Source organism: Streptomyces sp. DT190 (assembly GCF_049846985.1).
Lineage (GTDB): Bacteria > Actinomycetota > Actinomycetes > Streptomycetales > Streptomycetaceae > Streptomyces.
In genome coordinates this window covers 184,140-208,447 of record NZ_JBNCNM010000012.1, presented here as the reverse complement: position 1 = coordinate 208,447, position 24,308 = coordinate 184,140, and the positions used below count along the sequence as shown (strand labels likewise).

20 protein-coding genes are annotated in these 24,308 nt (G+C 73.2%); 11 read left to right on the top strand and 9 right to left on the bottom strand.

Annotation, left to right across the window (positions count from 1 at the left end; translation table 11 throughout):
• Together ACPXCS_RS22165 and ACPXCS_RS22160 are read right to left on the bottom strand one after the other, a co-directional pair.
• Positions 1-2,472, bottom strand: a complete 2,472-nt coding sequence (locus ACPXCS_RS22165) for a DUF4132 domain-containing protein (protein ID WP_425948353.1) — start codon at positions 2,470-2,472, stop codon at positions 1-3.
• Positions 2,472-2,864, bottom strand: coding sequence for a hypothetical protein (locus ACPXCS_RS22160; RefSeq protein ID WP_425948355.1), 393 nt, complete (start codon positions 2,862-2,864; stop codon positions 2,472-2,474). The genes ACPXCS_RS22165 and ACPXCS_RS22160 overlap by 1 nt, the downstream gene beginning before the upstream one ends.
• A 119-nt stretch (positions 2,865-2,983) precedes the next feature.
• Between ACPXCS_RS22160 and ACPXCS_RS22155 the strand changes: the two genes are divergently transcribed.
• The 7 genes from ACPXCS_RS22155 to fxsT all read left to right on the top strand — a co-directional run bounded on the left by ACPXCS_RS22155 (position 2,984) and on the right by fxsT (position 13,280).
• Positions 2,984-3,391 carry a hypothetical protein gene (locus ACPXCS_RS22155; protein ID WP_311680105.1) on the top strand — a complete coding sequence of 136 codons (408 nt, stop codon included), beginning with the start codon at positions 2,984-2,986 and terminating at the stop codon, positions 3,389-3,391.
• Positions 3,392-3,610: 219 nt separating this feature from the next.
• Positions 3,611-4,069, top strand: a complete 459-nt coding sequence (locus ACPXCS_RS22150; RefSeq protein ID WP_425948577.1) for a thiol-disulfide oxidoreductase DCC family protein — start codon at positions 3,611-3,613, stop codon at positions 4,067-4,069.
• A gap of 32 nt (positions 4,070-4,101) precedes the next feature.
• Positions 4,102-4,842: a TetR/AcrR family transcriptional regulator gene (locus ACPXCS_RS22145; protein WP_425948357.1), complete on the top strand. Its 741-nt coding sequence runs from the start codon at positions 4,102-4,104 to the stop codon at positions 4,840-4,842.
• Positions 4,843-5,205: 363 nt separating this feature from the next.
• The gene (locus ACPXCS_RS22140; protein WP_425948359.1) at positions 5,206-6,114 is read left to right on the top strand and encodes an effector-associated domain 2-containing protein; all 909 of its coding nucleotides are present in this window, start codon (positions 5,206-5,208) and stop codon (positions 6,112-6,114) included.
• Positions 6,107-7,618, top strand: coding sequence for an effector-associated domain 2-containing protein (locus ACPXCS_RS22135; RefSeq protein ID WP_425948361.1), 1,512 nt, complete (start codon positions 6,107-6,109; stop codon positions 7,616-7,618). The genes ACPXCS_RS22140 and ACPXCS_RS22135 overlap by 8 nt, the downstream gene beginning before the upstream one ends.
• A 122-nt stretch (positions 7,619-7,740) precedes the next feature.
• Positions 7,741-8,895 (top strand): AAA family ATPase, encoded by a 1,155-nt coding sequence (locus ACPXCS_RS22130; RefSeq protein ID WP_425948363.1) that lies wholly within the window; start codon positions 7,741-7,743, stop codon positions 8,893-8,895.
• Positions 8,892-13,280, top strand: coding sequence for an FxSxx-COOH system tetratricopeptide repeat protein (fxsT, locus tag ACPXCS_RS22125; RefSeq protein WP_425948365.1), 4,389 nt, complete (start codon positions 8,892-8,894; stop codon positions 13,278-13,280). Before ACPXCS_RS22130 ends, fxsT begins: the two co-directional genes overlap by 4 nt.
• Positions 13,281-13,308: 28 nt before the next feature.
• On the opposite strand, the gene ACPXCS_RS22120 is transcribed toward fxsT, so the two are convergent.
• Positions 13,309-15,210, bottom strand: coding sequence for an aKG-HExxH-type peptide beta-hydroxylase (locus tag ACPXCS_RS22120; RefSeq protein WP_425948367.1), 1,902 nt, complete (start codon positions 15,208-15,210; stop codon positions 13,309-13,311).
• 483 nt (positions 15,211-15,693) lie between these two features.
• Between ACPXCS_RS22120 and ACPXCS_RS22115 the strand changes: the two genes are divergently transcribed.
• Positions 15,694-16,068 carry a CU044_2847 family protein gene (locus ACPXCS_RS22115; RefSeq protein ID WP_425948368.1) on the top strand — a complete coding sequence of 125 codons (375 nt, stop codon included), beginning with the start codon at positions 15,694-15,696 and terminating at the stop codon, positions 16,066-16,068.
• A 24-nt stretch (positions 16,069-16,092) separates the two neighbouring features.
• Here ACPXCS_RS22115 and ACPXCS_RS22110 read toward each other — a convergent pair whose 3' ends face one another.
• Positions 16,093-17,442 carry a metallophosphoesterase gene (locus ACPXCS_RS22110; protein ID WP_425948370.1) on the bottom strand — a complete coding sequence of 450 codons (1,350 nt, stop codon included), beginning with the start codon at positions 17,440-17,442 and terminating at the stop codon, positions 16,093-16,095.
• A gap of 23 nt (positions 17,443-17,465) precedes the next feature.
• Complete coding sequence (locus ACPXCS_RS22105) at positions 17,466-17,705, bottom strand: SCO4848 family membrane protein (protein ID WP_383324869.1); 240 nt, start codon at positions 17,703-17,705, stop codon at positions 17,466-17,468.
• Between the two features lie 91 nt (positions 17,706-17,796).
• On the opposite strand from ACPXCS_RS22105, the gene ACPXCS_RS22100 reads away from it, so the two are divergent.
• The gene (locus tag ACPXCS_RS22100; RefSeq protein ID WP_425948372.1) at positions 17,797-19,101 is read left to right on the top strand and encodes a D-alanyl-D-alanine carboxypeptidase family protein; all 1,305 of its coding nucleotides are present in this window, start codon (positions 17,797-17,799) and stop codon (positions 19,099-19,101) included.
• Here ACPXCS_RS22100 and ACPXCS_RS22095 read toward each other — a convergent pair.
• From ACPXCS_RS22095 to ACPXCS_RS22080, 4 genes are read right to left on the bottom strand one after another with little or no spacing between them, the layout of a single operon-like run.
• Positions 19,049-19,966, bottom strand: a complete 918-nt coding sequence (locus tag ACPXCS_RS22095; protein WP_425948374.1) for a YihY/virulence factor BrkB family protein — start codon at positions 19,964-19,966, stop codon at positions 19,049-19,051. The genes ACPXCS_RS22100 and ACPXCS_RS22095 overlap by 53 nt on opposite strands.
• Entirely contained in the window at positions 19,954-20,406 is a 453-nt protein-coding gene (locus ACPXCS_RS22090; RefSeq protein ID WP_425948376.1) for a GtrA family protein, read from the bottom strand. Before ACPXCS_RS22090 ends, ACPXCS_RS22095 begins: the two co-directional genes overlap by 13 nt.
• Positions 20,403-21,347 (bottom strand): decaprenyl-phosphate phosphoribosyltransferase, encoded by a 945-nt coding sequence (locus ACPXCS_RS22085; protein WP_425948378.1) that lies wholly within the window; start codon positions 21,345-21,347, stop codon positions 20,403-20,405. The genes ACPXCS_RS22090 and ACPXCS_RS22085 overlap by 4 nt, the downstream gene beginning before the upstream one ends.
• Positions 21,340-21,861: a phosphatase PAP2 family protein gene (locus tag ACPXCS_RS22080; protein WP_425948380.1), complete on the bottom strand. Its 522-nt coding sequence runs from the start codon at positions 21,859-21,861 to the stop codon at positions 21,340-21,342. Before ACPXCS_RS22080 ends, ACPXCS_RS22085 begins: the two co-directional genes overlap by 8 nt.
• A gap of 133 nt (positions 21,862-21,994) precedes the next feature.
• On the opposite strand from ACPXCS_RS22080, the gene ACPXCS_RS22075 reads away from it, so the two are divergent.
• Positions 21,995-23,389 (top strand): FAD-binding protein, encoded by a 1,395-nt coding sequence (locus tag ACPXCS_RS22075; protein WP_425948381.1) that lies wholly within the window; start codon positions 21,995-21,997, stop codon positions 23,387-23,389.
• 20 nt (positions 23,390-23,409) lie between these two features.
• On the top strand, positions 23,410-24,165 hold the full coding sequence (locus ACPXCS_RS22070) for a decaprenylphospho-beta-D-erythro-pentofuranosid-2-ulose 2-reductase (RefSeq protein WP_425948383.1): 756 nt from the start codon (positions 23,410-23,412) through the stop codon (positions 24,163-24,165).
• Positions 24,166-24,308: the final 143 nt, after the last annotated feature.

The window sequence follows — 24,308 nt, the reverse complement described above, 5'->3', positions numbered from 1 at the left end:
TCACAGCTGGCTCAGGATCGTCGGGTCCGTGATCTTCGTGTCCTGCGCCAGCAGCATCGCCTTGCTCAGGATCACCGACAGCATGCGGTCGCCCTCGAAGGGCAGGTAGCCCGTGCCCGGTGCCGTCGGGTCGGACTTCGGGACGATGCACAGGTACTGGTCGTTCGGCGTTCTGAGGATGTTGCCCGAGCCGAGGTGGATCTTGTACGTGTGGCGGTCGCCCCTGACGTGCAGGAAGCGGCCCTCCAGGGTGCAGCGGTCGGCTATCGCCAGGCGCGGGACCAGGCGCTGGAGCAGGAGCCTGCGGGTCTCGGCGCTCTGGTTGAGCTCGCCGAAGCCGTAGGACCTCCAGTACTCGCGGAAGCGGCCGCCGGGGCCGCCGTCCTGCCAGGTGGGGTCGTTGCCGATGCTGGCCACGCCGACGAACAGGTCGACGTCACGCAGGACTTCGGAGAGGACCAGGGGCGGGATGTCCTCCAGGGGCAGGGGCGCGACGCGGTCCTGGCCGGGTTCGAGCCACATGGTGTACTCGCCGCCGTAGCAGGAGGCCCAGTTCTCCGGGGCGCCGATCGGGTAGAAGCGGACCTGGTCGGTGCGCAGCCGCAGGTAGCTGCCGGAGTCGGTGGTGTCGACGCCGTACTCCTCGCCGTCGCCCTCGATCCAGTACTCGGCGCGCAGGCCCCACTGGGGCAGGTCGCGGGTGGCCGGAGGGGCCGAGTCGTCGACGCACAGGCGGAGCTTGTTGCGCCAGCCGCGGATCGCCGCCAGGGAGTGGAACTGGTGCTGGCGCAGCACGTGGGCCGCGAAGCGGTTGGAGTAGGTGCCGGTGGCGCGCTCGGCGTCCGTGAGCAGGTACACCTCGCGGTGCGCCTGTTTGAACGGCTGCGTGATGCCGTGCCGTTCCAGCCAGTCGCGCCAGGCCACGATCTCGGCCGGTTCGTGGCCGACCGGGTGCCAGAGCTCGACCCGGGTGCCCGGCGGCAGCGGGTCGCCGGACAGGGTCCGCAGCTCGCCGTCCGCGAATCCGGCGGTCGTGCCGTCGACCGTCCACAGCAGGCGGCGGGCCAGCGTGCCGACGAGCGGGTGGTCGAGGTACCGCTCGCGCCAGACGGCGTAGGGCCAGCTGCGGCGGGCCAGGAATTGGCGGTCCAGGCGCTCGCTCTGCGCCGAGAGCATCTTGTCGATGTCCTTGACCGCCGTCTTCAGTTCCTTCAGTTCGTCGGCGTGGTCCCGCTTCACCGCGGCCGGCACGCTCTTGACGGGCTTGCCCGCCGCGTTGCGCCAGCCGAGGACGGCCCGGGTGCCCCGGATCTCCAGCAGGGCCGTCGCCTCGCCGAGGTGGTGGGTGGCCCGGCCGACCTCGGTGAGCCCGTAGGCCGGGACCGCCAGTTCCTCGATCTCCTCGCGGCTCAGGCCGAGCGCGGTGGCGCGGGCCTCCAGGGCCGTGTCGAGGAGCTTGGCGGTGGGCTTGTACGTCACCCGCGTGGCCAGCCGTGCCAGTTCGGCCAGGGCGGCCTCGGAGTCGACGCGGGCCAGCGCGATCACACCCGCGTTGGCGACCTTCGGGTTGCGGGGGCCGATGCCCGCGACCTTCTTCAGCGAGGTCTCGACCAGGGCGCCGAGGGCCCGCGCCGTGCCGGGGTCCGGGGGCAGCAGGGACAGCAGCCAGGCCAGGCCGCGCAGGGCGTTCGCGTTGTACGGGTCGAAGGCGCTGTTGACGTCCGGCTCCCATGCGCGGCGCTCCAGCGGGAGCGTGCGGGGCCGGCCGACGAGCGCGAGCCAGGTGAGGGCCGTGTCGCGGACGCGGTCGGGGCCGAGGGTGTCCAGCAGACCGCGGGCCTGCTTGTCCCACCTGGCCGTGGGCTTGGAGGCGGTCGCCGTCAGCGCGTGCCGCAGCAGGGCCTGCCAGTCGGGGGCCGTGGCGTCGCGCAGGGCCTGTTCGGCCCAGGCCTCGCCGACGTTGAGGACGGGGTCGGTGAGCTGCCCGGCCAGGCTCGTCAGGTCGTCCGGGCGGTAGGAGTCCAGGGCCGCCCGGCGGACCACGGCCACGACGGGAGCGGCCAGCGGGCGGCCCGCGGCCAGTTCGGCCCGGGCCAGGGCGTCGAAACGGGCCGCGTGCCAGAAGGTCTGCCGCCGGGCCAGGTCGTCCAGGGCCCGGCGGCGCTCGTCGGCCAGCGGGTCGTCGTCGAGGCCCTCGGAGACCAGGCCGCACAGGGCGAGATGGCGGCAGCGCTCCTCGGTGTCGGCGCCGGCCTGTCCGAAGCGGTCGGCCAGGGCGTGCAGCAGCAGACGGCGGCGCTCGGCGGGCAGTTCACGGAGCCGGTCCAGCACCTGCTCCCAACTGCCCGTCCAGACACCGCGGCTGGAGTCCAGGACGCGCAGCGCCTCGTCGGCGATCCGGTCCGTGTCGCCGTCGGCGATCCTGTCGCTGAGCCGGTCCATGTGCGACCGGGGCGTGCGCAGGGCGCTCATCAGCCACCGACCAGGGGGACGAGCTTCAGGAACGTGACCTCGGTGCCGAGCGGCAGGTCTATCTCCTCGTCCGGGTCGGTGAGCTGACGGTCCCCCACCAGCACCAGGAAGCCGTTGCCCGCGAAGGCGCGCAGGGCCAGGGCCGTCTGGGTCTCCGGGTCGATGGGGCGGGGTGTGCGCAGCGCGTAGCCGTTCAGCACGCGCTCGGTGTCCTCGGGCTGCACGAGTCCCTGGAACACCTCCGGTGTCCGCGCGTTGAACTCGGCGACCTCCTGGAAGACCCGGCGGCGGACCAACTCCCGCACGCTCAGCCTCTCCTCGGCGATCTCCAGCCCCCAGGCCGCCCGCCGCTCCCCCGTTGTCGTCTCGTCGACGAACGTCACGATTGCCATGCCGACGACAGTACGAGCCACCACTGACAATCACCCCCGCCCTCGTGTTGAACATGTTCAAAAAGAGGTCTACAGTCAGGCCTGTCAGCGTTTTGAACGCGTTCAAGAAGGGTGGGGCAATGGACCGCACGGTCGTCGCCTACGTCATCTACCTGCTCGTCAGCATCGGTCTGACCATCTGGGTGGCCCGCACGCTCAGCCGGAACGGCAGGATCTTCCTCGCCGACGTGCTGCACGGCAACGAGAAGCTCGCCGACGCCGTCAACCACCTGCTGGTGGTCGGCTTCTACCTCGTCAACCTGGGGTTCGTCGCGCTGTACCTGAGCGACGACGAGACCATCACCGACACACGCGGGATCTTCGAGGCCCTGTCGACCAAGCTCGGCGTGGTGCTGCTGGTGCTGGGCGTGATGCACCTGGCCAACGTCTACGTGCTCAACCGGATCCGCCGCCGGGGCGCGATGGAACGGGAGCAGGTCCCGCCGGTGCCGCCGCAGGGCTGGGTCGCCCCGCAGGCCCAGGCCTGACCGGGGACCACCATGAACGCCACCGCACCGGGCCCACGGCCGGGCCCCGCCCCGGACCCGCGTCCGGGCGCCGCTCCGGCCCCGAGGCCAGGCACCGCTCCGGACCCGCGGACGGACTTCGCGAGGGACCCCCGGCCCGGCGCCACACCCGCCCCCCGGCCGGGCGCCGTACCGGCCCCCCAGCCGGCCCCGGCCCCGGCGGTCCGCCGGCTCACCGTCCTGTACGACGCCGAGTGCTCCCTGTGCGCGTTCCTGCGCGACTGGCTCTCGCGGCAGCCCCAGCTGGTGCCGCTGGAGCCGGTCCCGGCCGGGTCCGCCGAGGCCCGGCGGCGCTTCCCCGGTCTCGACCACGGCGCCACGCTCGACGAGATCACCGTGGTCGGCGACGCCGGGCAGGTCTACCGGGGACCCGCCGCCTGGGTCGTCACGCTGTGGGCGCTGCGCGAGCACCGGCCGCTCGCCCACCGGCTGAGCACCCCCGCCGGGGCCCGGCTGGCCAAGGGCGCCGTGCTCGCCGCGGCCAAGTGGCGCGGAGCGCGGTGGCACCGGGGGCAGGGCGGCGCGGGGCAGTGGGGCGGCCGGGTGTACCGGCGGGCGGACGGGTGGGCGTACGACCCCGAAACCGGCTGGTCCCACACCGCCCCGTCCTGCGCCGACGGCACCTGCGCCCCCCGGTGACCGCACCGGTCCTGGCATTAGGCTCTCTACCCGTGCCCGACAAGAACGACGGCCCCGACGACGGCGCCACCCCGAGCAAGTCCGAGCAGACCCGCGCCCTGATCCTGGAGACGGCCATGCGGCTGTTCCAGGAGCGCGGCTACGACAAGACGACCATGCGGGCCATCGCCAAGGAGGCCGGGGTCTCCGTCGGGAACGCGTACTACTACTTCGAGGGCAAGGAGCACCTGATCCAGGGCTTCTACGACCGGATCGCCGCCGAGCACCAGGTGGCCGTCCGGGCGATCCTGGAGCGGGAGACGGACCTGGAGGCCCGGCTCGCGGGGGTGCTGCGGGCCTGGCTCGACATCGCGACGCCTTACCACGAGTTCGCGGTGCAGTTCTTCAAGAACGCCGCCGACCCGGACAGCCCGCTCAGCCCCTTCTCGCCCGAGTCGGAGCACGCGCGCGTGGAGGCGATCAGCGTCCACCGGCAGGTGCTGGCCGGGACGAAGACGAAGGTGCCCGAGGAACTGCGGGACATCCTGCCCGAGTTGATGTGGCTGTCCCAGATGGGCCTCGTCCTGTACTGGATCTTCGACCGCACCGAGGGCCGGGAGCGCAGCTACCGGCTCGCGGAACGGGGCGCCCGGCTCACCGCGCGCGGGGTCGCCCTGGCCCGCTTCCGGGTGCTGCGCCCGCTCGTGCGGGAGGTGCACGAGCTGTTCACGGACTTCCTGCCGGGCATGACCCGGGCGATCCCGGACCCGGCCAGGCGCGCCACGGAGTCCTGAGGGGCCGCCCCCATGCCCCCACGAGCAACCTGACGAGCCGGCGACGGAGCCGGGTTCCCCCGCCTTCCCACAGATCCGGCCGAGGTGGCGGTGCCCTGCGCGGACCGTACCCTCGCCCGTCTCTTCGGCTTAATCTGGCAGGCCGAGGCAGCGGGCGTGACGCGCTGCCCGAACCACGCGTGAGGGGGACACAGGAACGTGGTGCGAACGGGGTCGGGCGGAACCAGGCAGGATTCCCGGGCGGCGACGGAGGCTCCGTGGCGATTACGGGTTCTCGTCCGCACAGACGACGGGGGCGGGGGTGACGACGTCGCCCCCCGGCCGGTGCCGGACGGCAGACGCACACGGGTCGCCGGGGCGGCTGTGCTGCTGTCCGGCCAACTGGCCGTGACGTGTGCGCACGTCGTGGAGGCGGCGCTGCGCACATCCCGGCTGGAGGAAGCGCCCGCGCACAGCTTCCAGGTCGATTTCCCCGCCGTGCCGGGCGCCGGGCCGGTGGCGGCGCGCGTCGCCGAGGGGGGCTGGTTCCGCTCGGCGCCCGCGAGCGACCTCGCCGTGCTGCGGCTCGCCTCTCCGGTGCCGCCCGGCACGGCGGCGGCGCCACTGGACGCTGCCGTGCCCGGAGCCGACGTGCCGGTCCTGGTCTTCGGCCATCCCTCCGACGCGCCGGACGGTGTGTGGGCGCGGGCCCGGACGGTGGCCGCGGGCGGACCGCAGGCGCACTGGCTGCAGTTGGACGGCGACGACAGCCCGGGAGCACGGATCGAACCCGGCTTCAGCGGGGCCGGCGTGTGGGACCGGCGCAGCGGCACGGTGACCGGTGTCGTCTCGTCGGTGCTGAACCGTGCCGCACCCGTCCCTACGCGCGTCGCATGGATGATCCCCTTCGCCCTGCTGTCCGGGACCCCCTTCGCGCCTCCCTCCGGGGCAAGGGGGGAACCGGTCGGCGCGGCCGAGCCGGCGGACCCGTGGGACGTGGTCAACGCCCTGCTGGCCACCGGTGCCGTCACCCCCGACGGCGGCAGCGGCCTGCTCTCCCTGCTGCCCGGGCACATATCGGGCAGCGTGCCCCGGGCGGACCGCCCCCGGCTCCAGATGTTCCACCTGGTGCGCAGGTGCGGCGACTTCAGGGACGGCCCCGGCGAGCTGGTGCGGGCGGTGAGGGAGTTGGAGGGGGAGAGCATCTCCGTACGACGTTTCGTCGAAGCGGCGAGACGGCTGTGGCCGGACCGGCTGGACGAAACCGACGGAGGCCGGGGTCACCATGGCTGAGTACCCGATCTACGCTCCGCGGCCCCCCGAGGTCGTCGATCCGCTGGGTGCGGAACGGGCCGCACACCTGGTGGACGCCCTCATGAAGGTACCGGTGCTGGACGACCTCAGGTCGCGCAGACTGTGCGTGGACATCGCCCTCGACCGGCTGCGGCAGCGCCTCTCGGTGGCCGAGTTCGACGACAAGAAGCCTCATCTCGCCGAGATGGTCCGGATGTTCGGGACGGTCCCCCAGGGCTGGGAGCGGCTCGCCGACACGGTTCGCTTCCTCGCCGACTACGACCTGCCGTCGGAGCAGGCCGCCGCCCTGGTGCACGGTCCGGCGCACCCGGCCGGCGATCCGGGGCAGCGGAGCGAACTGGCCGCGCTGCTCGGCGGCCTGGACCGCCGGACCGTCCCGGAACTGGCGGCGGTCTTCTCCTTCGCGGCCGGGGACGGCTTCGCCCCGCTGCCCGAGGGCGTGCGCACGGCCTGGGAGGCCTACGAACTGCTGGAGCAGTGCAACGTACCGACCGACGGCGTGCCCCGTACCGTGCGCTTCGTCCAGGAGGTCGCCTACGCCGTCGGCCCAGGCCTCGGGGACCCGCTGCGGCGCTGGCTCAGCCGCCATGTGCGCATGATGACGGATCAGGGCGTCGACGCCATGCGGGTGCTGGGCGACACCCGGCGGACCACCGGAGCGTGGCGCCGGAAGGCCGAAGGCTGCGCCTACGTCGTGATCCGGCTGCAGCCCTGCTCGGACGCGCGCGACGAGGTCTGGCTCACCTGCTGGACCAGCACGGGCGACACCTGGGAACCGCGGCAGCGGGACGACCGGCGCCTGCCCCTCGCCGACGCCCCGGCACACGTGGCCGACCTGATCGACCGGGAGGAGGCGCGGCTGCGCAACCACCACGGCGGCATCGTCCTGGAGTTCATCCTCCCGGTGGGCATGGTCAACGAGCCGGTCGAGGACTGGCCCCGGGCCAACCCCTTCCGCGAGGTGCCCGGCGGGCCGTCCTTCACCCCGACGCTGGGTGCGGACTACAAGGTGGTGATACGAAGCCTGGAGCGCATGGAGGCACTGCAACTGCACCGTGTATGGAACGAGCGCTGGAAGGTGCTCACGAGCGGCACGCAGGGGCGCGTGCACCGGTGCAAAAGCGGCGATGGTGCCCAACAGGGTTTGCTATACGCCAAGTTGAAGCAAGACCCGGCCATAGTTCTGATGGCGCTGGGCTCCTCACCGCAGGATCCCGCGGGGCGCAGTGAGCTGCTGCTGGGTCTGCGGGCGGGTCTGCCCGTGCTGCTTTGGGCACATCAGGGGCACCTCGACGCACGCGAGCACGCAACCGCCGAGCACGTCGCCGAGACGGGCGCCTGGGACGCCCTTCTCGACCACGTCACGCGCTTGCGCTTCTCTCCCGATCCACGGGACGATGGACGGGGCTGCATCCGGTCTCGCGTCGCTGTGCTGTGGGACGATCCGAACCGCCTTCCCGAGGCCCCGGAGTCGGTGATTTGAGCTCCCGGCGGATACCCGACAAGCTACGTCGGGCCGAGGGGCCGCGGGTTTGCCGGTACCACGGCTGGAGAGGTACGAGCGTGCACTGATCGCGCAGGACTCAGGGTGAGGGGGAGGCGCTGATGGCCGAACGGGGTCCGCACGATCCGTCGGCGGCCGACGGCACAGCCGTCGATCCGGATGCGTGGCACATCTACCGCGGGACAGGTCAGCCCCGGGGCGACGCACCGCTGTCCGAGCTGCTGCCCCCGGCCCCGCCGTGGCGCGAGTTCTCCGGCGGACCGCTGATCACCGAGGAACCGCCGCGCGACGAGGCCGAGTTCACCCGGCGCCTGGGACCGGCCGACGCTCCGCTGGCCCGCGTGGCCTCTCCGCAGGAGCGAGACCTCGTCAACGCCGCCCTCTTCCTGCGCCGTCCCCTGATCGTGGCCGGCCCGCCCGGGATCGGAAAGTCGAGCCTCGCCCACAGCATCAGCAGGGAGCTGGGGTTAGGCCGGGTGCTGCGGTGGTCCATCACCAGCCGCAGCACCCTCAAAGAGGGCCTGTACGCCTACGACGCCATCGGCAGGGTCCAGGAGGCCGCCGCCCGTGGCGCGCTGCGCGGTGCCACGCCGGGCACCGCATCCTCCGCCGCGTCGGCGGACCCGGGCGAGGAAGCCAAGACCGCCGCGCCGGAGCCGGACGGCCTGCACAACCTCGGTGACTACATCCAGCTCGGTCCGCTCGGCACGGCCCTGCTCCCCCGTGCCGTTCCCCGTGTGCTGCTGGTCGACGAGATCGACAAGGCGGACATGGACCTCGCCGGCGACCTGCTCAGCGTCTTCGAGGACGGCGAGTACCGCATCCCCGAACTGGCGCGCGTGCGCTCCCGGTTGCCCGACGTCGAGGTGCACACCGACGACCCGGACGGGACGGCCGTGATCCACCACGGCCGGGTGCGCTGCTCCGCCTTCCCCGTCGTCGTGATCACCAGCAACGGCGAGCGGTCCCTGCCGCCCGCCTTCCTGCGCCGCTGCCTCTACCTGGACCTGCCCGCACCCGACTCCGACCAGCTCGCGGCGATGCTCGCCGCGCAGTTGTCCCACGGGGACGACGAGGGCCGGATGACCATGATCCGGGACTTCCTGGCCCGGTCCCGGGCCGGTGGGACCCTGGCCGCGGACCAGTTGCTCAACTCCGAGTATCTGCGCACCGCCCCGGCGGGCCCCGCGGAGCATTCCTGGAACGGGCTGCTGCACGCGCTGTGGCGCCGACTCGACGAGGGCGAATCTGGATGACCTGGTTGCCCTTCCGAGGCGGCGGGGGGCACGACGGTGACGGGCCGGGTGCCGCCCCACGGGCTGCGCTGCGCGGAACGCCGTCCGGCGCCGCACCGCTGTGGTTCGAGGTCGGGGAGGCGCTGTGGCTCGCGGCGCAGCGGTACCGGCTGGTCGGTGAGGCGGCCGTGGCCGGCCGCGAGAACGGCGCGGCCGGCCCGCACGAGCCGGCCGGCTCCGCCGCGCACGTCGTCCCGCCCGGGCGGGACGACGCGGACTCCGCCGGTTCGCCGACCGAACCCGACGGCGCGCCCGAGCCGCCACCCCGCGAGCGGCTGCCGTACGACGCAGGCCCCCACTCCTTCACACCGCCCGACGACACCCCCGGCCGACCACCCCCCGAGACCGCCGACGCGGCGCGGGCGGGCCGTATGGAATCCGTCCTCATGGAGCTCGGCCGGCAGCTGGCGCTGGACCGCTCCCGCTCCGTCGAGAAGTCGATGCTGCCGCTGAAACGGCGCGTCGACTCCCGGCACCAGTACACCCTGGACGAGGAGGCCACCGCCGAGACCGCGGCCGAGCAAGGCGTGTGGCTCCCCCGGGAGCAGGCGGCACAGGAACGCTGGCTGACGCTGACGCTCCTGGTCGACACGGGCGCCTCGATGCGGTTGTGGGCCCCCACGGCGCAGCGGCTGCGGGACACTCTGCACGGCTCCGGGGCGTTCCGGGACGTGCGCCTGGTGCAGTGGTGCCGCGCCGGGGAGGCCGGCCGCCCTCCGGTGCCCGGCAACGACGGACGCCACGTCCTGCTGGTCCTCACGGATCTGCACGCCGCGCACTGGGCCGACGGCAGCGCCCCTCACCTGCTGGCGCGCTGGGCCCGGGAACTGCCCGTCGCCGTCGTGCACACCCTGCCGGAGCACATCTGGGCCCGCACGGGCACGTACGCCCACCGCGTGGAGCTGACCAGCCCGTACCCCGCCGCCCCCAACGGGACGTGGGCCGTCGGGCACGACGAGTTGCTCCTGCCTCCCGAGGAGCCGTGGCAGCAGCCGGCCAGGGACGGCATCGCGCTGCCGGTGCTCACGCTGTCGCCGGAAGGGCTGGGCCGGTGGGCCCGTTTCACGGCCGGCGAGCTCCCCGGCGCCTACGCGGTCCGGGCGTTGCTCGCGTCCACCGCCGCTCCGGCCGCCGCCCCGCTCCGCGCGCCGGCGCCCCACCGGGACGTGCGGGCCCGGACCTTGCGCGCCCAGTTGTCGCCGACCGCGTACCGCCTCGCCCGGCTGTGCGCCGCCCTGCCGTTGCTGAACCTGTCGCTGCTGCGGCTGGTGCAGGCCCGGCTCCTGCCCGAGGCCCGTACCTGGCATGTGGCGGAGCTCCTGCTCAGCGGCATGCTGCGGCACATCCCGGCCGATCCGGAGGCGCCCGCCCAGGCCCGGGCCGACCTCGAGATCGGCGAGGGCGTACGGCGCGAGCTGCTCTCGGAGGGGACCCGCAGGGAGACCGCCCTGACCATCATGCTGGCCGCCGACCACATCGCCGCGACCGCACAAGGGCCAGTCGGGTACAGCTTTTCCCAACTCGGACGAGTGGTCCGCGATCCCGCGCGCGCGGCTCGTCTGCCCGTGGAAGTGTTGAAGCCGTGGTTTTCTTCGGTTTTGCCCGCTTTCGTGGCCATGGGAGCCCCGTACGCGACAGCCGTGACCCAGTTGAGTGAACGACTGTCGGCGGCTACGGCCGTCGAGCGGCCCCCTCCGTCCCCGCAGGAGGCCGCAACCTCGGATGAGGCACCCCCGTTAGGCGTGGGGATCGAAGATTCCGGGTTCGACGAGGAAGAGTCCGGGTTCGACGAAGAAGGGAACATGACAGTGAGCGGCTTGCAGTCCGCACAAGCCGGATCGAGGAGTGACGGGCTGCAGAAACCGCCACCCGTCTGGGGCAATGTCCCTCCGCGCAATCGTACGTTCACCGGTCGGGTCCAGCTTTTGGAGGACCTGCACCGCAGACTGCAGGAAGGCACCACGGCCGTACTGCCCGAGGCGCTCCAGGGAATGGGCGGGGTGGGCAAATCCCAACTCGCCGTGGAATACGTCTACCGCCATATGCACGAGTACCAGGTCATCTGGTGGATCCCCTCGGAGCAGCCGCAGCAGATCCGCCAGTTCCTGGTGATGCTGGCGGGACGGCTTGGGCTGAATGTGGGAAGCGGTGAGGCCAACACGGCAGTTCCCGCGGTGATAGAAGCGTTGCGCATCGGCGAACCGTACAAGAATTGGTTGCTGGTATTCGACAACGCAGAAAATCCCGAGGCCGTGCGCGATTTCTTTCCCACCAATGGCCCGGGCCGTATTCTCGTCACCTCGCGCAATGCCCAATGGGCAGCATCGGCACGTCCGCTGGAGGTCGATGTGTTCACCCGGGATGAGAGCCGGTCGCTGCTGCAGCTGCGGGCGCCGATGCTGGACGACGAAACGGCCGACCGGCTCGCGGAGACCCTGGGGGACCTTCCCCTCGGGATCGAACAGGCGGCCGTGTGGCTCGCCGAGACCGGCATGCCCGCCGAGGAGTACCTCCGCCTCTTCGAGCAGCAGGCCAACGAGCTGATGCTCAGCGACCCGCCGCCGGACTACCCGCTGTCCGTGGCGGCCGCCTGGAACGTGTCCCTGGAGCGGCTGCGCAAGAACCACCCGGCCGCGCTGCAACTGCTGCAGGTCTGTGCCTTCTTCGCCCCCGAGCCGATCTCGCGCCGTCTGTTCACGGGCGTCCGCGACGCCCCGGTGCCGCCGGAGCTCGGTGCGGCACTGAGCGATCCCATCCGGCTCAGCCGGGCCATCCGCGAGATCAACCGCTACGCGCTGGCCCGCATCAACCACAACACCAACACCATCCAGCTGCACCGTCTGGTCCAGCGGGTGCTGATCAACCAGATGCCGGACCAGCTCAAGAGCCAGATGCGGGCCGGCGCCCACTGGCTGCTGGCGCAGGGCGATCCCGGCGAGCCGACGGCGTCCCACCAGTGGCAGCAGTACGGAGAGCTGCTGCCGCACGTCCTGCACAGCAGGGCCCTGGAATCGACCGACCCGTGGGTGCGCCAGCTCGTCCTGAACGAGATCCAGTACATGTTCTCCTGGGGCGACCACGAGGGGTCCCTCGATCTGGCCGAGCAGACGTACCACACGTGGCAGAGCGAGCCGGGCGGAAGCCCCGAGCAGGGCCTGGCCGCCGCCAAGCTGTTCACCGACGCGCTGCGCATCCTGGGCCGCTACTCGGAGGCCTTCGAGCTGGACCAGCGGACCCTGGCGGCGATGACCGAGGTACTGGGCCCGGAGCACGAGTCCACGCTGGAGATCACCAGCATGCTCGCCTGGGACCACCGTCTGCGGGGAGAGTTCCAGCGTGCCCTGGAACTCGACAAGCACGCCTACGAGACCTGCGAGCGGCTCTTCGGGCCCAACGACCTCTCCACGCTGCTGTCCGCCCACCGCCACGCGCTCAACCTGCGGTTCATCGGGGAGTTCCGGCAGGCGCTGGAGATCGACCAGGTCACGCACCGGCGCAAGGTCGAGGAACTGGGCGAGAACGCCCTGTCCACGCTGAACACCATGGCCGCCGTGGCGCTCGACCTCCAGGAGGTCGGGGAGTACGTCCGCGCCCGCGACGTGGCGGAGGACGTGGCGGACCGGTCCGTGTACAACTTCGGCGAGAACCACCCGCACTCGGTCGCGGTCACCAAGATCCTCTCCGTCGCCGAGCGGCGGGCCGGGCACCACGAGGAGGCGCTGGAGCTGTCCGGCAGGGCGCTGGCCCTGTTCCGGACCCGGTACGGCGACAAGTACCCGGCGACGGTCAACGCCCTCCTGGCGCACGCCGTCGACGTCCGCCACTCGGGCGACCTGGAGCGCGCCCTGGAGCTGGGCCAGCAGGGTTACGAGGGGTACGAGGCCCTGCTGGGCGGGGACCACCCGCACACCATCGCGGCGCGGGTCAACCACGCGGTCTGCCTGCGCCTGGTGGGCCGGGTCGAGGAAGCCCGGGCCGTGGACGAGGCGGCCTACCGGCAGCTGGCCGATCTGCTGGGCGAGGACCACCCCAACACCCTGTCCTGCGTGGTCAACCTGGTCGCCGATCTGTACGAACTCGGCGACGTCCAGGCCTCGGTGGATCTCGCGACCCGCGGGCTGGAGCACAGCCGCCGCCGCATCGGCGAGAACCACCCGGTCAGCCTGGCCATGGCACTCAACCTCTCGATGGGTCTGCGGCTGCTGGGGCGCGACAGCGAGGCGGAGTCACTGCACGCCGACACCCTGGCCCGCTACCGGCAGACGCTGGGCGAGGAGCACCCGGCCTGTCACGCCGCGGCGGAAGGGAAGCTGGCCAACTGCGACGTCGACCCGCTCCCGGCGTGACCCGGCTGCCGCGTCCGGTCGCCGGGGCTCAGCCGTGGCCATCGGACGCGCACAGCCCGGGTACGCGTCCGAGCCACCGGGCCAGCCCTTCGGGGTCGGGAGCGCACCCGGTACGGGCACGGATCGTCAGGGCCACCGCGCGCACCACCTCCGGGCGACGCAGCAGCGCGCGGGCAGCCGGGTGCTGCCCGGCGGCGTCCAGCGCGAGGCCCAGGCCGACCCAGGCAGCGGGTCGGTCGGGGTCCTCGGCAAGCACCTTGCCGTAGGCGTGCCGCGCGTCGGCCGCCTCTCCGCTCAGCAGGAGCCGGTCGACGGCGAGCAGGGCGGGTTCGCGGTCGTACGGAACCGGAGGCGCGCCCGACCCGGGCGCCCCCCGCACGGCGGACGGTCCTTCCGCGAGCAGGACGCGGCGTAACTCCCCGCGCGGCTCGGACCAGCGGAACAGCGGGGCGTCGCGCATGGCCGACCGGGGGGCGGTCCCCTCCTCGGCCGGCGCGCCGTCCAGCCACCGGTCGGCCAGACGGACGCAGGCGGGCGGTTGCGGACACAGGTGGCGCATGCGCCAGGTCGCCCTGAGGTCCGCCAGCTCGGTGCGGGCCAGCGAGAGCGGCTCGTCCGGCACGTGATCGTGCCGCCAGGGCGCGGTCTGCTTCACCAGGTGCCCGACGAAGCGCCGTCCCCACTCGGTGATGCCGGGCCGGGTGGGGAGCGCCGTGAGCACCTCGGTCAGCGCGTCCCGCAGCACCGCGTACTCGAAGTGGGCGAGGCCGGCCGCGGGCCCGCTGAGCGCCGTCCGTTCGGTGCGCCAGAACTCCGCCACACCGGTGAAGGCGTACGAACCGTGCAGGATTCCCCACAGGGGCCGCGCGTCCATGCGCCACGGCGCGTAGAAGAGGGCCTCCTGCTGTCCCGGCGCGGGCGGTTCGACGAGCCGGACCTGATGGTCGAGCCCGTTGAGCGCGGAGTGCCTCGCCTCATGGACCAGTGTCACAGCGAGGTCGACGCCGTCCTGGGGGAGGCTGATGAGGGCGCTGCCCACGGCTTCGGAGTAGGAGGCGCTCGCCGTCCGGAAACGGGGCATGGCGGGCAGGGGCACCACCGCCCGCAGCATCAGGGACACCATCCGCGCCGCGTGCGGGTGCCTGAGGAAGAGGATGTCCGAGGCGACGCGCAGGAGTTGGCGCCACCGGTCCGCCTCGTCGTCGGTCAGCGGTGCGCACGCCGTCGGCGGGGAGCGGAAGTCCCGGTAGGGATCGGTGTCCTCCAGGAGCAGGTCCGGCCCCGGTGCGGAGCCTGCGCTCCCGGCCAGCCGCCTCGGCGGCAGCCACACCGCGGGCGAGGGTGCCGTGCGGGCCGGGGACCGGCCGTGACCGGCCCGTATCGACAGGCACTGCCCTCCCAGGGAGAGGGTGGCGGTCTCGCGTCCGGTGACGTGGAGCAGGGCGACGTCGTAGCCGGCCGGCTTCCCCGGGAACACGGCTTGTCCCACGGTCGGCAGTGTGACCGTGCCGGCCGTCGCGGGGACGCGGAGCACCCCGGGCAGGCCGCTGCGCAGCGCTGCCGCACCGGCCAGGGCGTGGGCGTATCCGAGCAGGTGCCACAAGGGCGGCTCGCGGCTCGCCGTCCCGCCGTCCCGCAGGTGTCGCAGGGCGCTGACCGTCCACACGCCCACCGGCGGGTGGGACAGGATCGCGAGGACCGCCTCCGGGCAGAATCGTTCCGCCTGAGCGAGTACGTCGAACGCCTCGGCCACCGGAGGCAGCGGGCTGCCGTCGGCGGCGGCCTCCGGCTCGGCGGCGGCGATGGCGCGGAACATCAGCAGCCGCCGGCTGCGTTCCACCGAGGCGATGCGCGCCACGGAGCCGGCCGTGAGCCGACCGGTCGCGACCTCGTCCAGATCGCCGACCGGGGTCCGGTGGCTGCTCAGCACGGGGCTTCAGGGGCCGGCGGCGGGCCGGGCTCCGGCGGGTGCTCCCGTGCGGCGGCGGGCTCCTCCTGGTCATGCTGCGGGGCGGCGAAGTACGGACTTCCCTGACCGTCGCCACCCCTCAGCCCGACCGCGTGATCCACGAGGTGCCTGAGCAGCGTGCTCTGCGCCTGAACGAGCTGGGGGTCACTGAGTGCCATGACCTCCCCGAGACCCCAACCGCTGAGATCGACGAGGTCGGTCTCGATCTCGGTCGCAGACAACCTCACGTCAGACTTCCCCCTGTCGGCTCCGGCCCGCGGCCCGGCCAAGCGCAGGCGCTCTTTCCATAGTGACCCGCGAAGAGCCATGTCGAAAGGGCCCCCGGCGGCCACGACGGCCGGATTCTTTCCAACCGCCCTGCTTCAGCCACGACTTGCGCTGCCACCGGGCCCTCGGCTCGCTACCGTGGGCCTACCTTTCGGACCGGCTGTTTCAGGGGGATGCGTGGGAACTCTGGTGCGTTTCGACCTGGGTGACGGCGACTGGGTCGTCGCCGAACTGGAGCGGGCCGACGGTGGGGTGGTGGACGCGGCCACACCGTCCGACCTGGTGGCCCGGGCCACCGGTTCCTTCGCCGCGGCGCTGGAGCAGGTGCGCTCGGTCGCGGCGCTCACCATCCGGCGCATGCGCGACCTGCCCCAGCGGCCCGACGAGGTCACCGTCGACTTCGGCATCCAGCTCGACGCCGAAGTGGGCGCGGTCCTGGCCCGGACCGGCGCCCGGGGTCACCTTCAGGTGCAGCTCACGTGGCGGCGCGACGAACAGACGCCGGCGGTGTCCCCGGCCCCGGGGCCCGAGGGCCGGGTGCCGCAGGCTTAGCGTGCGTCACGCCGTGCCACCCGGTCACGCCTGCTTGGACGCCAGTTCGATCACCGTGATGTCCGACGGCGCCCCCACCCGGGTCGGCGGGCCCCACGCGCCGGCGCCGCGCGAGACGTACAGCTGGGTGTCGCCGTAGCGCTCCAGGCCCGCGAGGGTGGGGTTGGCGCCGGAGGCGACGAGGTTGCCGGGCCAGAGCTGGCCGCCGTGGGTGTGGCCGGAGAGCTGGAGGTCGACGCCGTGGTCGACGGCGTCGTGGATCTGGACGGGCTGGTGGGCGAGCAGCACGCACGCGCGGGCCCGGTCCCGGTCGCCGAGCGCCCGCGCGAAGTCGGGGCCCTGGCCCTCGTCCTCGCCGGCGATGTCGTTGACCCCGGCCAGGTCGAAGTACGGCAGTTCCCGGCGGGCGTTCTCCAGGGGCGTGAGGCCGAGCCGCCGGACCTCCTCGACCCACTGTTCGGCGCCGGAGAAGTACTCGTGGTTGCCGGTGACGAAGTACGAGCCGTGACGGGCCCTCAGCTGGGCCAGCGGGGCCGCGGCGGGGCCCAGGTCCTTCACGCTGCCGTCGACCAGGTCGCCGACGACCGCGATGAGGTCGGGCTGCGTCGCGTTGATCGTGTCGACGACCTTCTGCGCGAAGCCGCGGCCCAGGACCGGGCCGAGGTGCACGTCGCTGACCACGGCGATGCGGTACCCGTGCGCGCCGCGCGGCAGCTTGGCCAGCGGCACGGTGACCCGCTTGACCTTCGGGCCGCGCAGCACGCCGTACGTGCCGTAGCCGACGGTGCCGACGGCAGCGGCGGCGGCCGTGCCGGCGACGACCCGGGAGACGAAGAGACGGCGGGAGGGGCCGGTGGGCGCGGGGGCGGCGGACGGGTCCGCGGGGGCGGGCGGGCGGCCGGCGTCGCCGGGGGCGGGGGCGGGGGCGGGGGCGAGCGGCGCGTCGGCCGCCGCGGGGGCGGACGCTCCCCCCGGCACGGCGACCTTCTCGGCCTGCGCGGCGGCCGCCGCCGGGACCGGGCCGGCCTCGTGGTTCCGCTCCCGCGCCGCGTCCCGCCGCTCCAGGTAGCGCCGCAGCAGCGGTCGTACGGCCTCGCCCACGAGTACCGCCAGCAGCAGGTACATCGACAGCGCCAGCCACAGGAAGCCCGGCCAGGCGAGGACCTGCTGGAGCCAGAAGGGGGCGCCGGTGCGCTCCGCGACCAGGGCCGTGATCGCGAGGGCCCAGCCGCCGGCGACCAGCACCGCCCCCGCGCGGCGGGCCGGGCCCGGGCCGCGGGTCGTGTCGCGGAACAGGCGGCGCCACACGTACCAGTTGGCCGTGACCATCACGGCCAGGACCAGCAGTGCGACGAGTACGAAAACGATGGCCACGGTGTCGTGTCTCCCGATTGCCGTTATGACGTCCGGCGCAGTGCGCGCAGACCACGCAACCCGATGGCCCCGACGACCGTCCCCAATACGAAGGAGACGACGGCGAGCAGCAGGTGCACCCAGAAGTACGCCGTGGGACGACCGTCGTCGAACGCGAGCCCGCTGCTGTCCTTGACAAGGTTCTTGACGAAAGTGATCCAGATGACCCAGCTCCACACCCCGAAGGCGAGCAGGAACCAGGACACGGGGCGGCTGAGCTTCATGAGACCAGTATCGCCAGAGCCTGTCCGGTTCCTTCCCCGGGGTGGAGCCGGAGGCGGGACTTCCTCCCCCACGGCATGTACGTTTCCGACCGTGCCCGCACCGAAGAAGACCGTCCGGCGCTCCCTGCTGGTCGCCTCCGCCGTCCTGTCGTCCCTCGCCCTGGCCGTGCCCGCCGTCGCGGCCCCCAAGCCCTCGGGCAGTCCGTCGGCGAGCCCCTCGGCCACTCCCCCGGCCTCGATGTCGACCGTGGGCGGCGCCCGGCTGGGGCAGCCGGGGACCCAGGTGAACCTGGCGAGCGGCGTGCCGGTGCTGCCGAAGGACGTGAGCGCCCGCTCCTGGATCGTCGCCGACGCCGAGACCGGTGACGTGCTGGCCGCGCACAACGCGCACTGGCGCCTCGCCCCGGCCAGCACGCTGAAGATGCTGTTCGCGGACACGCTGCTGCCGAAGTTCCCGGCGACCGAGAAGCACAAGGTCGTGCCCTCCGACCTGGCCGGTATCGGCCCGGGCTCCAGCATGGTCGGCATAAAGGAGGACGAGACCTACACCGTCCACGACCTGTGGCTGGGCGTCTTCCTGCGCTCCGGCAACGACGCGGTGCACGTGCTGTCCGCGATGAACAAGGGCGTCGAGAACACCGTCAGGGAGATGAACGAGCACGCCGAGGAGCTCCAGGCCCTCGACACCCACGTCGTCAGCCCCGACGGGTACGACGCGGAGGGGCAGGTCTCGTCGGCCTACGACCTGACGCTGATCGCCCGGTCCGGGATGCAGAAGAAGGACTTCCGCGAGTACGCCTCGACGGTCACCGCCAAGTTCCCGGGTGAGACGAAGAAGGACAAGAAGGGCAAGAAGGTCCGCAAGCCCTTCGAGATCCAGAACACCAACCGGCTGCTCTCCGGCGACTCGGACGTGCCCGTCTACCAGGGCATCGCCGGCGTCAAGAACGGCAACACCACCAACGCGGGCGCCACCTTCACCGGGGTCGCCGAGCGGGGCGGCAAGGTGCTGCTGGTGACGGTGATGAACCCGGAGAAGGACGAGCACAACGAGGTCTACAAGGAGACCGCCCGGCTGTTCGACTGGGGCTTCAAGGCGGCCGGGAAGGTCCAGCCGGTGGGCGAGCTGGTGCCGCCGAGGAGCGCCGCGCAGGCCGGTGCGCAGCCGGACGCGAACCCCTCCGGCGAGGCCGGGGGCTCCGGGGACGGCACGAAGGGCACGGCCGGGGCCGGTTCCGAGCCGGTGGCCAGCGCCCCCGTCGCCGAGGGCTCCAGCGGCATCGGCGTCGCGCTCGGCGTCACCGGGGGCGCGCTGCTGCTGCTCGCGGGCGGCGCGTTCCTGGTCAACCGCCGGTGGCCGCTGCCGGATCTGGTGCGCCGCCGGAGCCGCCCGTGAGCTCGGGTACCTCGTCCTGCTTGCTCTGCGTCGCCGTCCAGGAGGCGCAGAACAGCACCAGCTTCGAGGTGAAGTTGATCCACAGCAGCAGCGCGACGGGCACGCCGAAGGCGCCGTACATGCTCTTCGCCGCCACGCCCTGCAGATAGCCGCTGAGCAGCAGCTTCAGCAGTTCGAAGCCGACCGCGCCGGTCAGTGCGGCCACGACCAGGCGGTGGCGCGTCGGCTCGACGCCGGGCAGCAGCGTCAGGACGTACAGCAGGAGCAGGAAGTTCGCGAGGACGGCGATCAGGAACGCTGCGACGTGCAGCAGGACACCGCCCCAGCCGCCCTCGTCGATGCCCAGCTCCCGGATGATCCAGCCGATCATCGCGGAGGCGACGGCGGAGGCGGCGATGGTGACCAGGAGCGCGCCGCCCAGGCCCATCAGGACCCCCGCGTCCTTGCCGTAGCGCACGGCCGGGTTCTCCTCGTCGTCGGGCAGTTCCCACACCGCCCGCAGGCACTCGCGCATCGAGCCGGCCCAGCTGACGCCGGTGAAGAACAGCAGCGCGCCGGCGATGAGCCCGATGGTGCCGGCGTTCTCCACCAGCCCGGCGATGTCCAGCTGGTCGGAGATGCCGGGCACCTGCTCGGCGATCTTGTCCTGCAGCTGGTCCTGCTGGCCGGTGCTGAGCGTGGCGGCGGCGATGGTGGCCGAGACCGTGAGCAGCGGGAACAGCGCGACGAAGCTCGTGAAGGTCATCGCGGCGGCCAGCCGCGTCCACTTCACGCGGTCCAGCCGCTCGTACGACCGCCACGCGTGCGTGATCATCAGCCGCTCCGCCCACGGCCCGATCACCGGGAGTCTTTTCAGCCAGTCCATGATCCGACTCTGCCCTCCGCCCGGAACACCCATGTCCGGGTACCCCAGAACCGCAGGACTGTGGCCAGTGCCATGCCGACGACCGCGCCGGAGACGGTGTCGGCGCGCTGCGAGGTCAGTCCGAGGCCGTAGTGGCTGACGGCGAGGCAGAGCAGCTGGACGGCGGCCCCGGCCAGGTTGACCGCGAGGAACAGGGCGCAGGGGCGCAGGCCCCGGGGCCGCGCGGCCCGGTAGGTGCCCAGGGCGTTGCCGGTGTAGGCGACCGCGCAGGCGGCCAGGAAGGACAGGGCCTTGGCGGTCAGCGGGCCGAGTCCGGCGGGGCCGCGCAGGAAGGTGAACAGGGCGAGGTCGACCGCGTAGGCGACCAGACCGACACCTGCGAAGCCCAGCAGTTCCCGGCGCAGCGGGGGCGCGGGGCCCCACCAGGCGCGGGCGGTCACCAATTGGCCACCGCCAGGGCGTACATGGCCACCCAGACCACGCCGATGAGGGCGAGCGCCCGGTCGCGCAGGACGACGTCCTCGGGTTCGCCGGCGGTGCCTCGGTCGGCGAAGACGGCGTAGCGCAGGATCGCCAGGATGAAGGCCACCATGGACAGTTGCCGCCAGGGCAGCACGCTGGTGTGCGGGACGCCGCCCTCCTCCATGGCCCACAGGCAGTAGCCGAGGACGGCGACTCCGGCCGCGAGCTGCCAGACGAAACGGAGGTAGCCGGTGGTGTACTCGGTGAGCAACGCGCGGGTGGCGCCCGCCTTGCCGGCCATCTGCACGGCCTCCGAGTAGCGCTTGGCCGACACCATGAACAGCGCGCCGAACCCGGTCGTGATCAGGAACCAGCGCGACAGCGGGATGCCGAGGGCGAGCCCGCCGACCATGGCGCGCATCAGGAACCCGGTGGTGACGACGGCGAGGTCGACGACCAGGACGTGCTTGAGGCTGATGCAGTAGGCCAGTTGCATGGCGAGGTAGGCGGTCAGCAGGGCGGCGACGGCCGGGCCGCACAGCCGGGCCGCGGCGACCGGGGCGAGGACGCCGAGCAGGCCGCCGACGGCGTAGGCGACGGGGACGGGGACCTGTCCGGCGGCGACCGGGCGGTGCCGCTTGACGGGGTGGGCGCGGTCGGCGTCGGCGTCGCGGGCGTCGTTGACCAGGTAGACGGCGGCGGCGCAGGCGGTGAACAGGACGAACACCAGGGCCAGTTGCGTCAGGGCGTGCCGGGAGAAGAGCTCTCCCGCGGCGGCCGGGGCGGCGACCACGAGGACGTTCTTGACCCACTGCTTGGGGCGCGCGGTCCTGAGCAGACCGGTCAGCAGACCGCCCGTGCGGGAGGGCGCGGGCGGCTGCTCGGGGGCGCGCCGGTGCAGGACGGCCGTCTCAGTCATGGTGGCCGCCTCCCGTCATCCAGCGGGCGCCGAGCCGGGCCGTGAGGGCGCCGAGGGCCGCCCCGGCGGCGACGTCCGAGGGGTAGTGGACGCCCGCGACCAGGCGCGAGACGCACACGGCGGCGGCGAGCGGCCCGGCCGCGCGCAGGCCCAGGGCGCCGAAGGCGACGGCGGCGGCCGCGGACGAGGTGGCGTGCGAGCTGGGGAAGGAGTGCCGCCCGGCGGTGCGCACCAGGGGGTCGACGTGCGCCGGGCGCGGGCGGCGCACGACCCGTTTCACCCCCATGGAGACGAGGTGCGCCCCGGCGGTGAGGGCCGTGCCGCGCAGCCAGGCGGCGCGTCTCCCGCGGTCGACGGCGGCTCCGGCGAGGCCCGCGGCCAGCCACAGCGCAGCGTGCTCCCCCGCCCAGGACAGGGCGCGCGCGGCGTCGGCCACGCGCGGGTCGGTGCCGCACGCCCTGAGCGCCGAAACGATCCGGTGGTCCATGTCGTGCAGGTCGTCGAGGTCGTCCATGTGGACTCACTGTTCACGCCCGACTCGCCTGAACTCCGGCAATATTGAGCGACATCCCATTAATCACCCATTTCGGGGAGGGATGCCATGTTCCCGAACTCATCGCCCACACTAGGGCGATACGGTCACCGACATGTCTGCCGACACCGAATCCGTCCCCGATCACGCCCCCGACGTCATGGGCCTGGACCACACCACCGTCACCGGCTGGGGCCGCACCGCTCCGACCGCCGCCCGGCTGATCCGCCCGAGGACGTACGAGGAGGCCGCGGCGGCCGTCCGGCAGTGCGGGGAGCGCGGCGGGATCCCCCGGGGCCTGGGCCGGGCGTACGGGGACGCGGCGCAGAACGCGGGCGGGGCCGTGCTCGACATGACGGGCCTGGACCGGGTGCACGCGATCGACGCCGACGGCGGCACCGTGCTGTGCGACGCGGGCGTCTCCCTGCACCGCCTGATGGAGGTGCTGCTGCCCCTCGGCTGGTTCGTGCCGGTCACGCCCGGCACCCGGTACGTCACCGTCGGCGGGGCGATCGGCGCCGACATCCACGGCAAGAACCACCACGTCTCGGGCTCCTTCGCGCGGCACGTGCTCGCCCTCGAACTGCTCACCGCCGACGGCGAGATCCACACGGTGATCCCCGGCACGCCGCTGTTCGACGCGACCGCCGGCGGCATGGGCCTGACCGGCGTGATCCTCACCGCCACCCTCCGGCTCCAGCCGGTGGAGACCTCGCTGATGTCGGTCGACACCGAGCGCGCCGCCGACCTCGACGACCTGATGGCCCGGCTGGCGGCCACCGACCACCGCTACCGCTACTCCGTCGCCTGGATCGACCTGCTGGCCCGGGGCGCCGCCACCGGCCGCGCGGTCCTCACCCGCGGCGATCACGCGCCCCTGGACGCGCTCCCCGCCCGCCTGCGCCGCGACGCGCTGTCCTTCCGCACCTCGCGCCTGCCGTCCACCCCGGCCGTCCTCCCCGAGGGCCTGCTCACCCGGACCACCGTGGGCCTGTTCAACGAGCTCTGGTACCGCAAGGCCCCCCGGGCACGCACGGGCCAACTCCAGCGGATCTCCGCCTTCTTCCACCCCCTGGACGGCGTCCCCCACTGGAACCGCGTCTACGGCCGGGGCGGCTTCGTGCAGTACCAGTTCGTGGTCGGCTACGGCCAGGAGGACGCCCTGCGCCGTGTCGTGCGCCGGATCTCCGAGCGCCGCTGCCCGTCCTTCCTGGCCGTCCTCAAGCGGTTCGGGGAGTCCGACCCGGGCTGGCTGTCCTTCCCCGTGCCCGGCTGGACGCTGGCGCTGGACATCCCGGCGGGCCTGCCCGGCCTCGGCGCCTTCCTCGACGAGCTCGACGAGGAGGTCGCCGCCGCGGGCGGCCGCGTCTACCTCGCCAAGGACGCCCGCCTGCGCCCGGATCTGCTCCAGGCGATGTACCCGCGCCTGGACGACTTCCGCGCCCTGCGCGCCGAGCTGGACCCGCACGGGGTGTTCGTGTCCGACCTGGCCCGCCGCCTCCATCTCTGAGCGATCCCCTAGGAGCTGTCATGAAGGACGCCTTCGGCCTCCCCCAGTCCCTGCTCGTCCTCGGCGGTACGTCCGAGATCGCGCTGGCCACCGCCCGTCGGCTGATCGCCCGCCGCACCCGCACGGTCTGGCTGGCGGGCCGTCCCTCACCCGCGCTGGAGGAGGCCGCCGGGCAGCTGCGCGGCCTCGGCGCCGACGTGCACACCGTCGCCTTCGACGCGCTCGACCCCGCCTCCCACGAGGCCGTGCTCGGCAAGGTGTTCGCCGAGGGCGACATCGACCTGGTGCTGCTCGCCTTCGGGCTGCTCGGCGACCAGGCCCGTGACGAACGGGAGCCGGAGGCGGCGGTGCGGGTCGCGCAGACCAACTACACCGGCGCGGTCTCGGCGGGCCTGGTGTGCGCCCGCGCGCTCCAGTCGCAGGGGCACGGCTCGCTGGTCGTGATGTCCTCCGTCGCGGGCGAGCGGGCCCGGCGCGCCAACTTCATCTACGGCTCCAGCAAGGCCGGCCTCGACGCGTTCGCGCAGGGCCTGGGCGACGCGCTGCACGGCACGGGTGTGCACGTCATGGTCGTACGCCCCGGCTTCGTCCGGACGCGGATGACCGCGGGGCTGCCCGAGTCGCCGCTGGCGACCACGCCGGAGGCGGTCGCGACGGCGGTCGAGCTGGGGCTGCGCCGCCGCACGGAGACGGTCTGGGTACCGGGCGCGCTGCGCGTCGTGATGGCGGCGCTGCGGCACCTGCCGCGCGCGGTGTTCCGGCGCCTGCCGATCTGACCCGGGGGCCCTGGCGACGTTCCGGCGCCGGCCCGTCCGGACCGCGCGCCTCGTTGCTGCGCCGGACCGGCGGCCGTGGGGGGCCGCCCGGCATCGGCCGGCGCCGGGCGGGTCGTGCCCGCCGGCCGCGGTCCGGGCCGCGG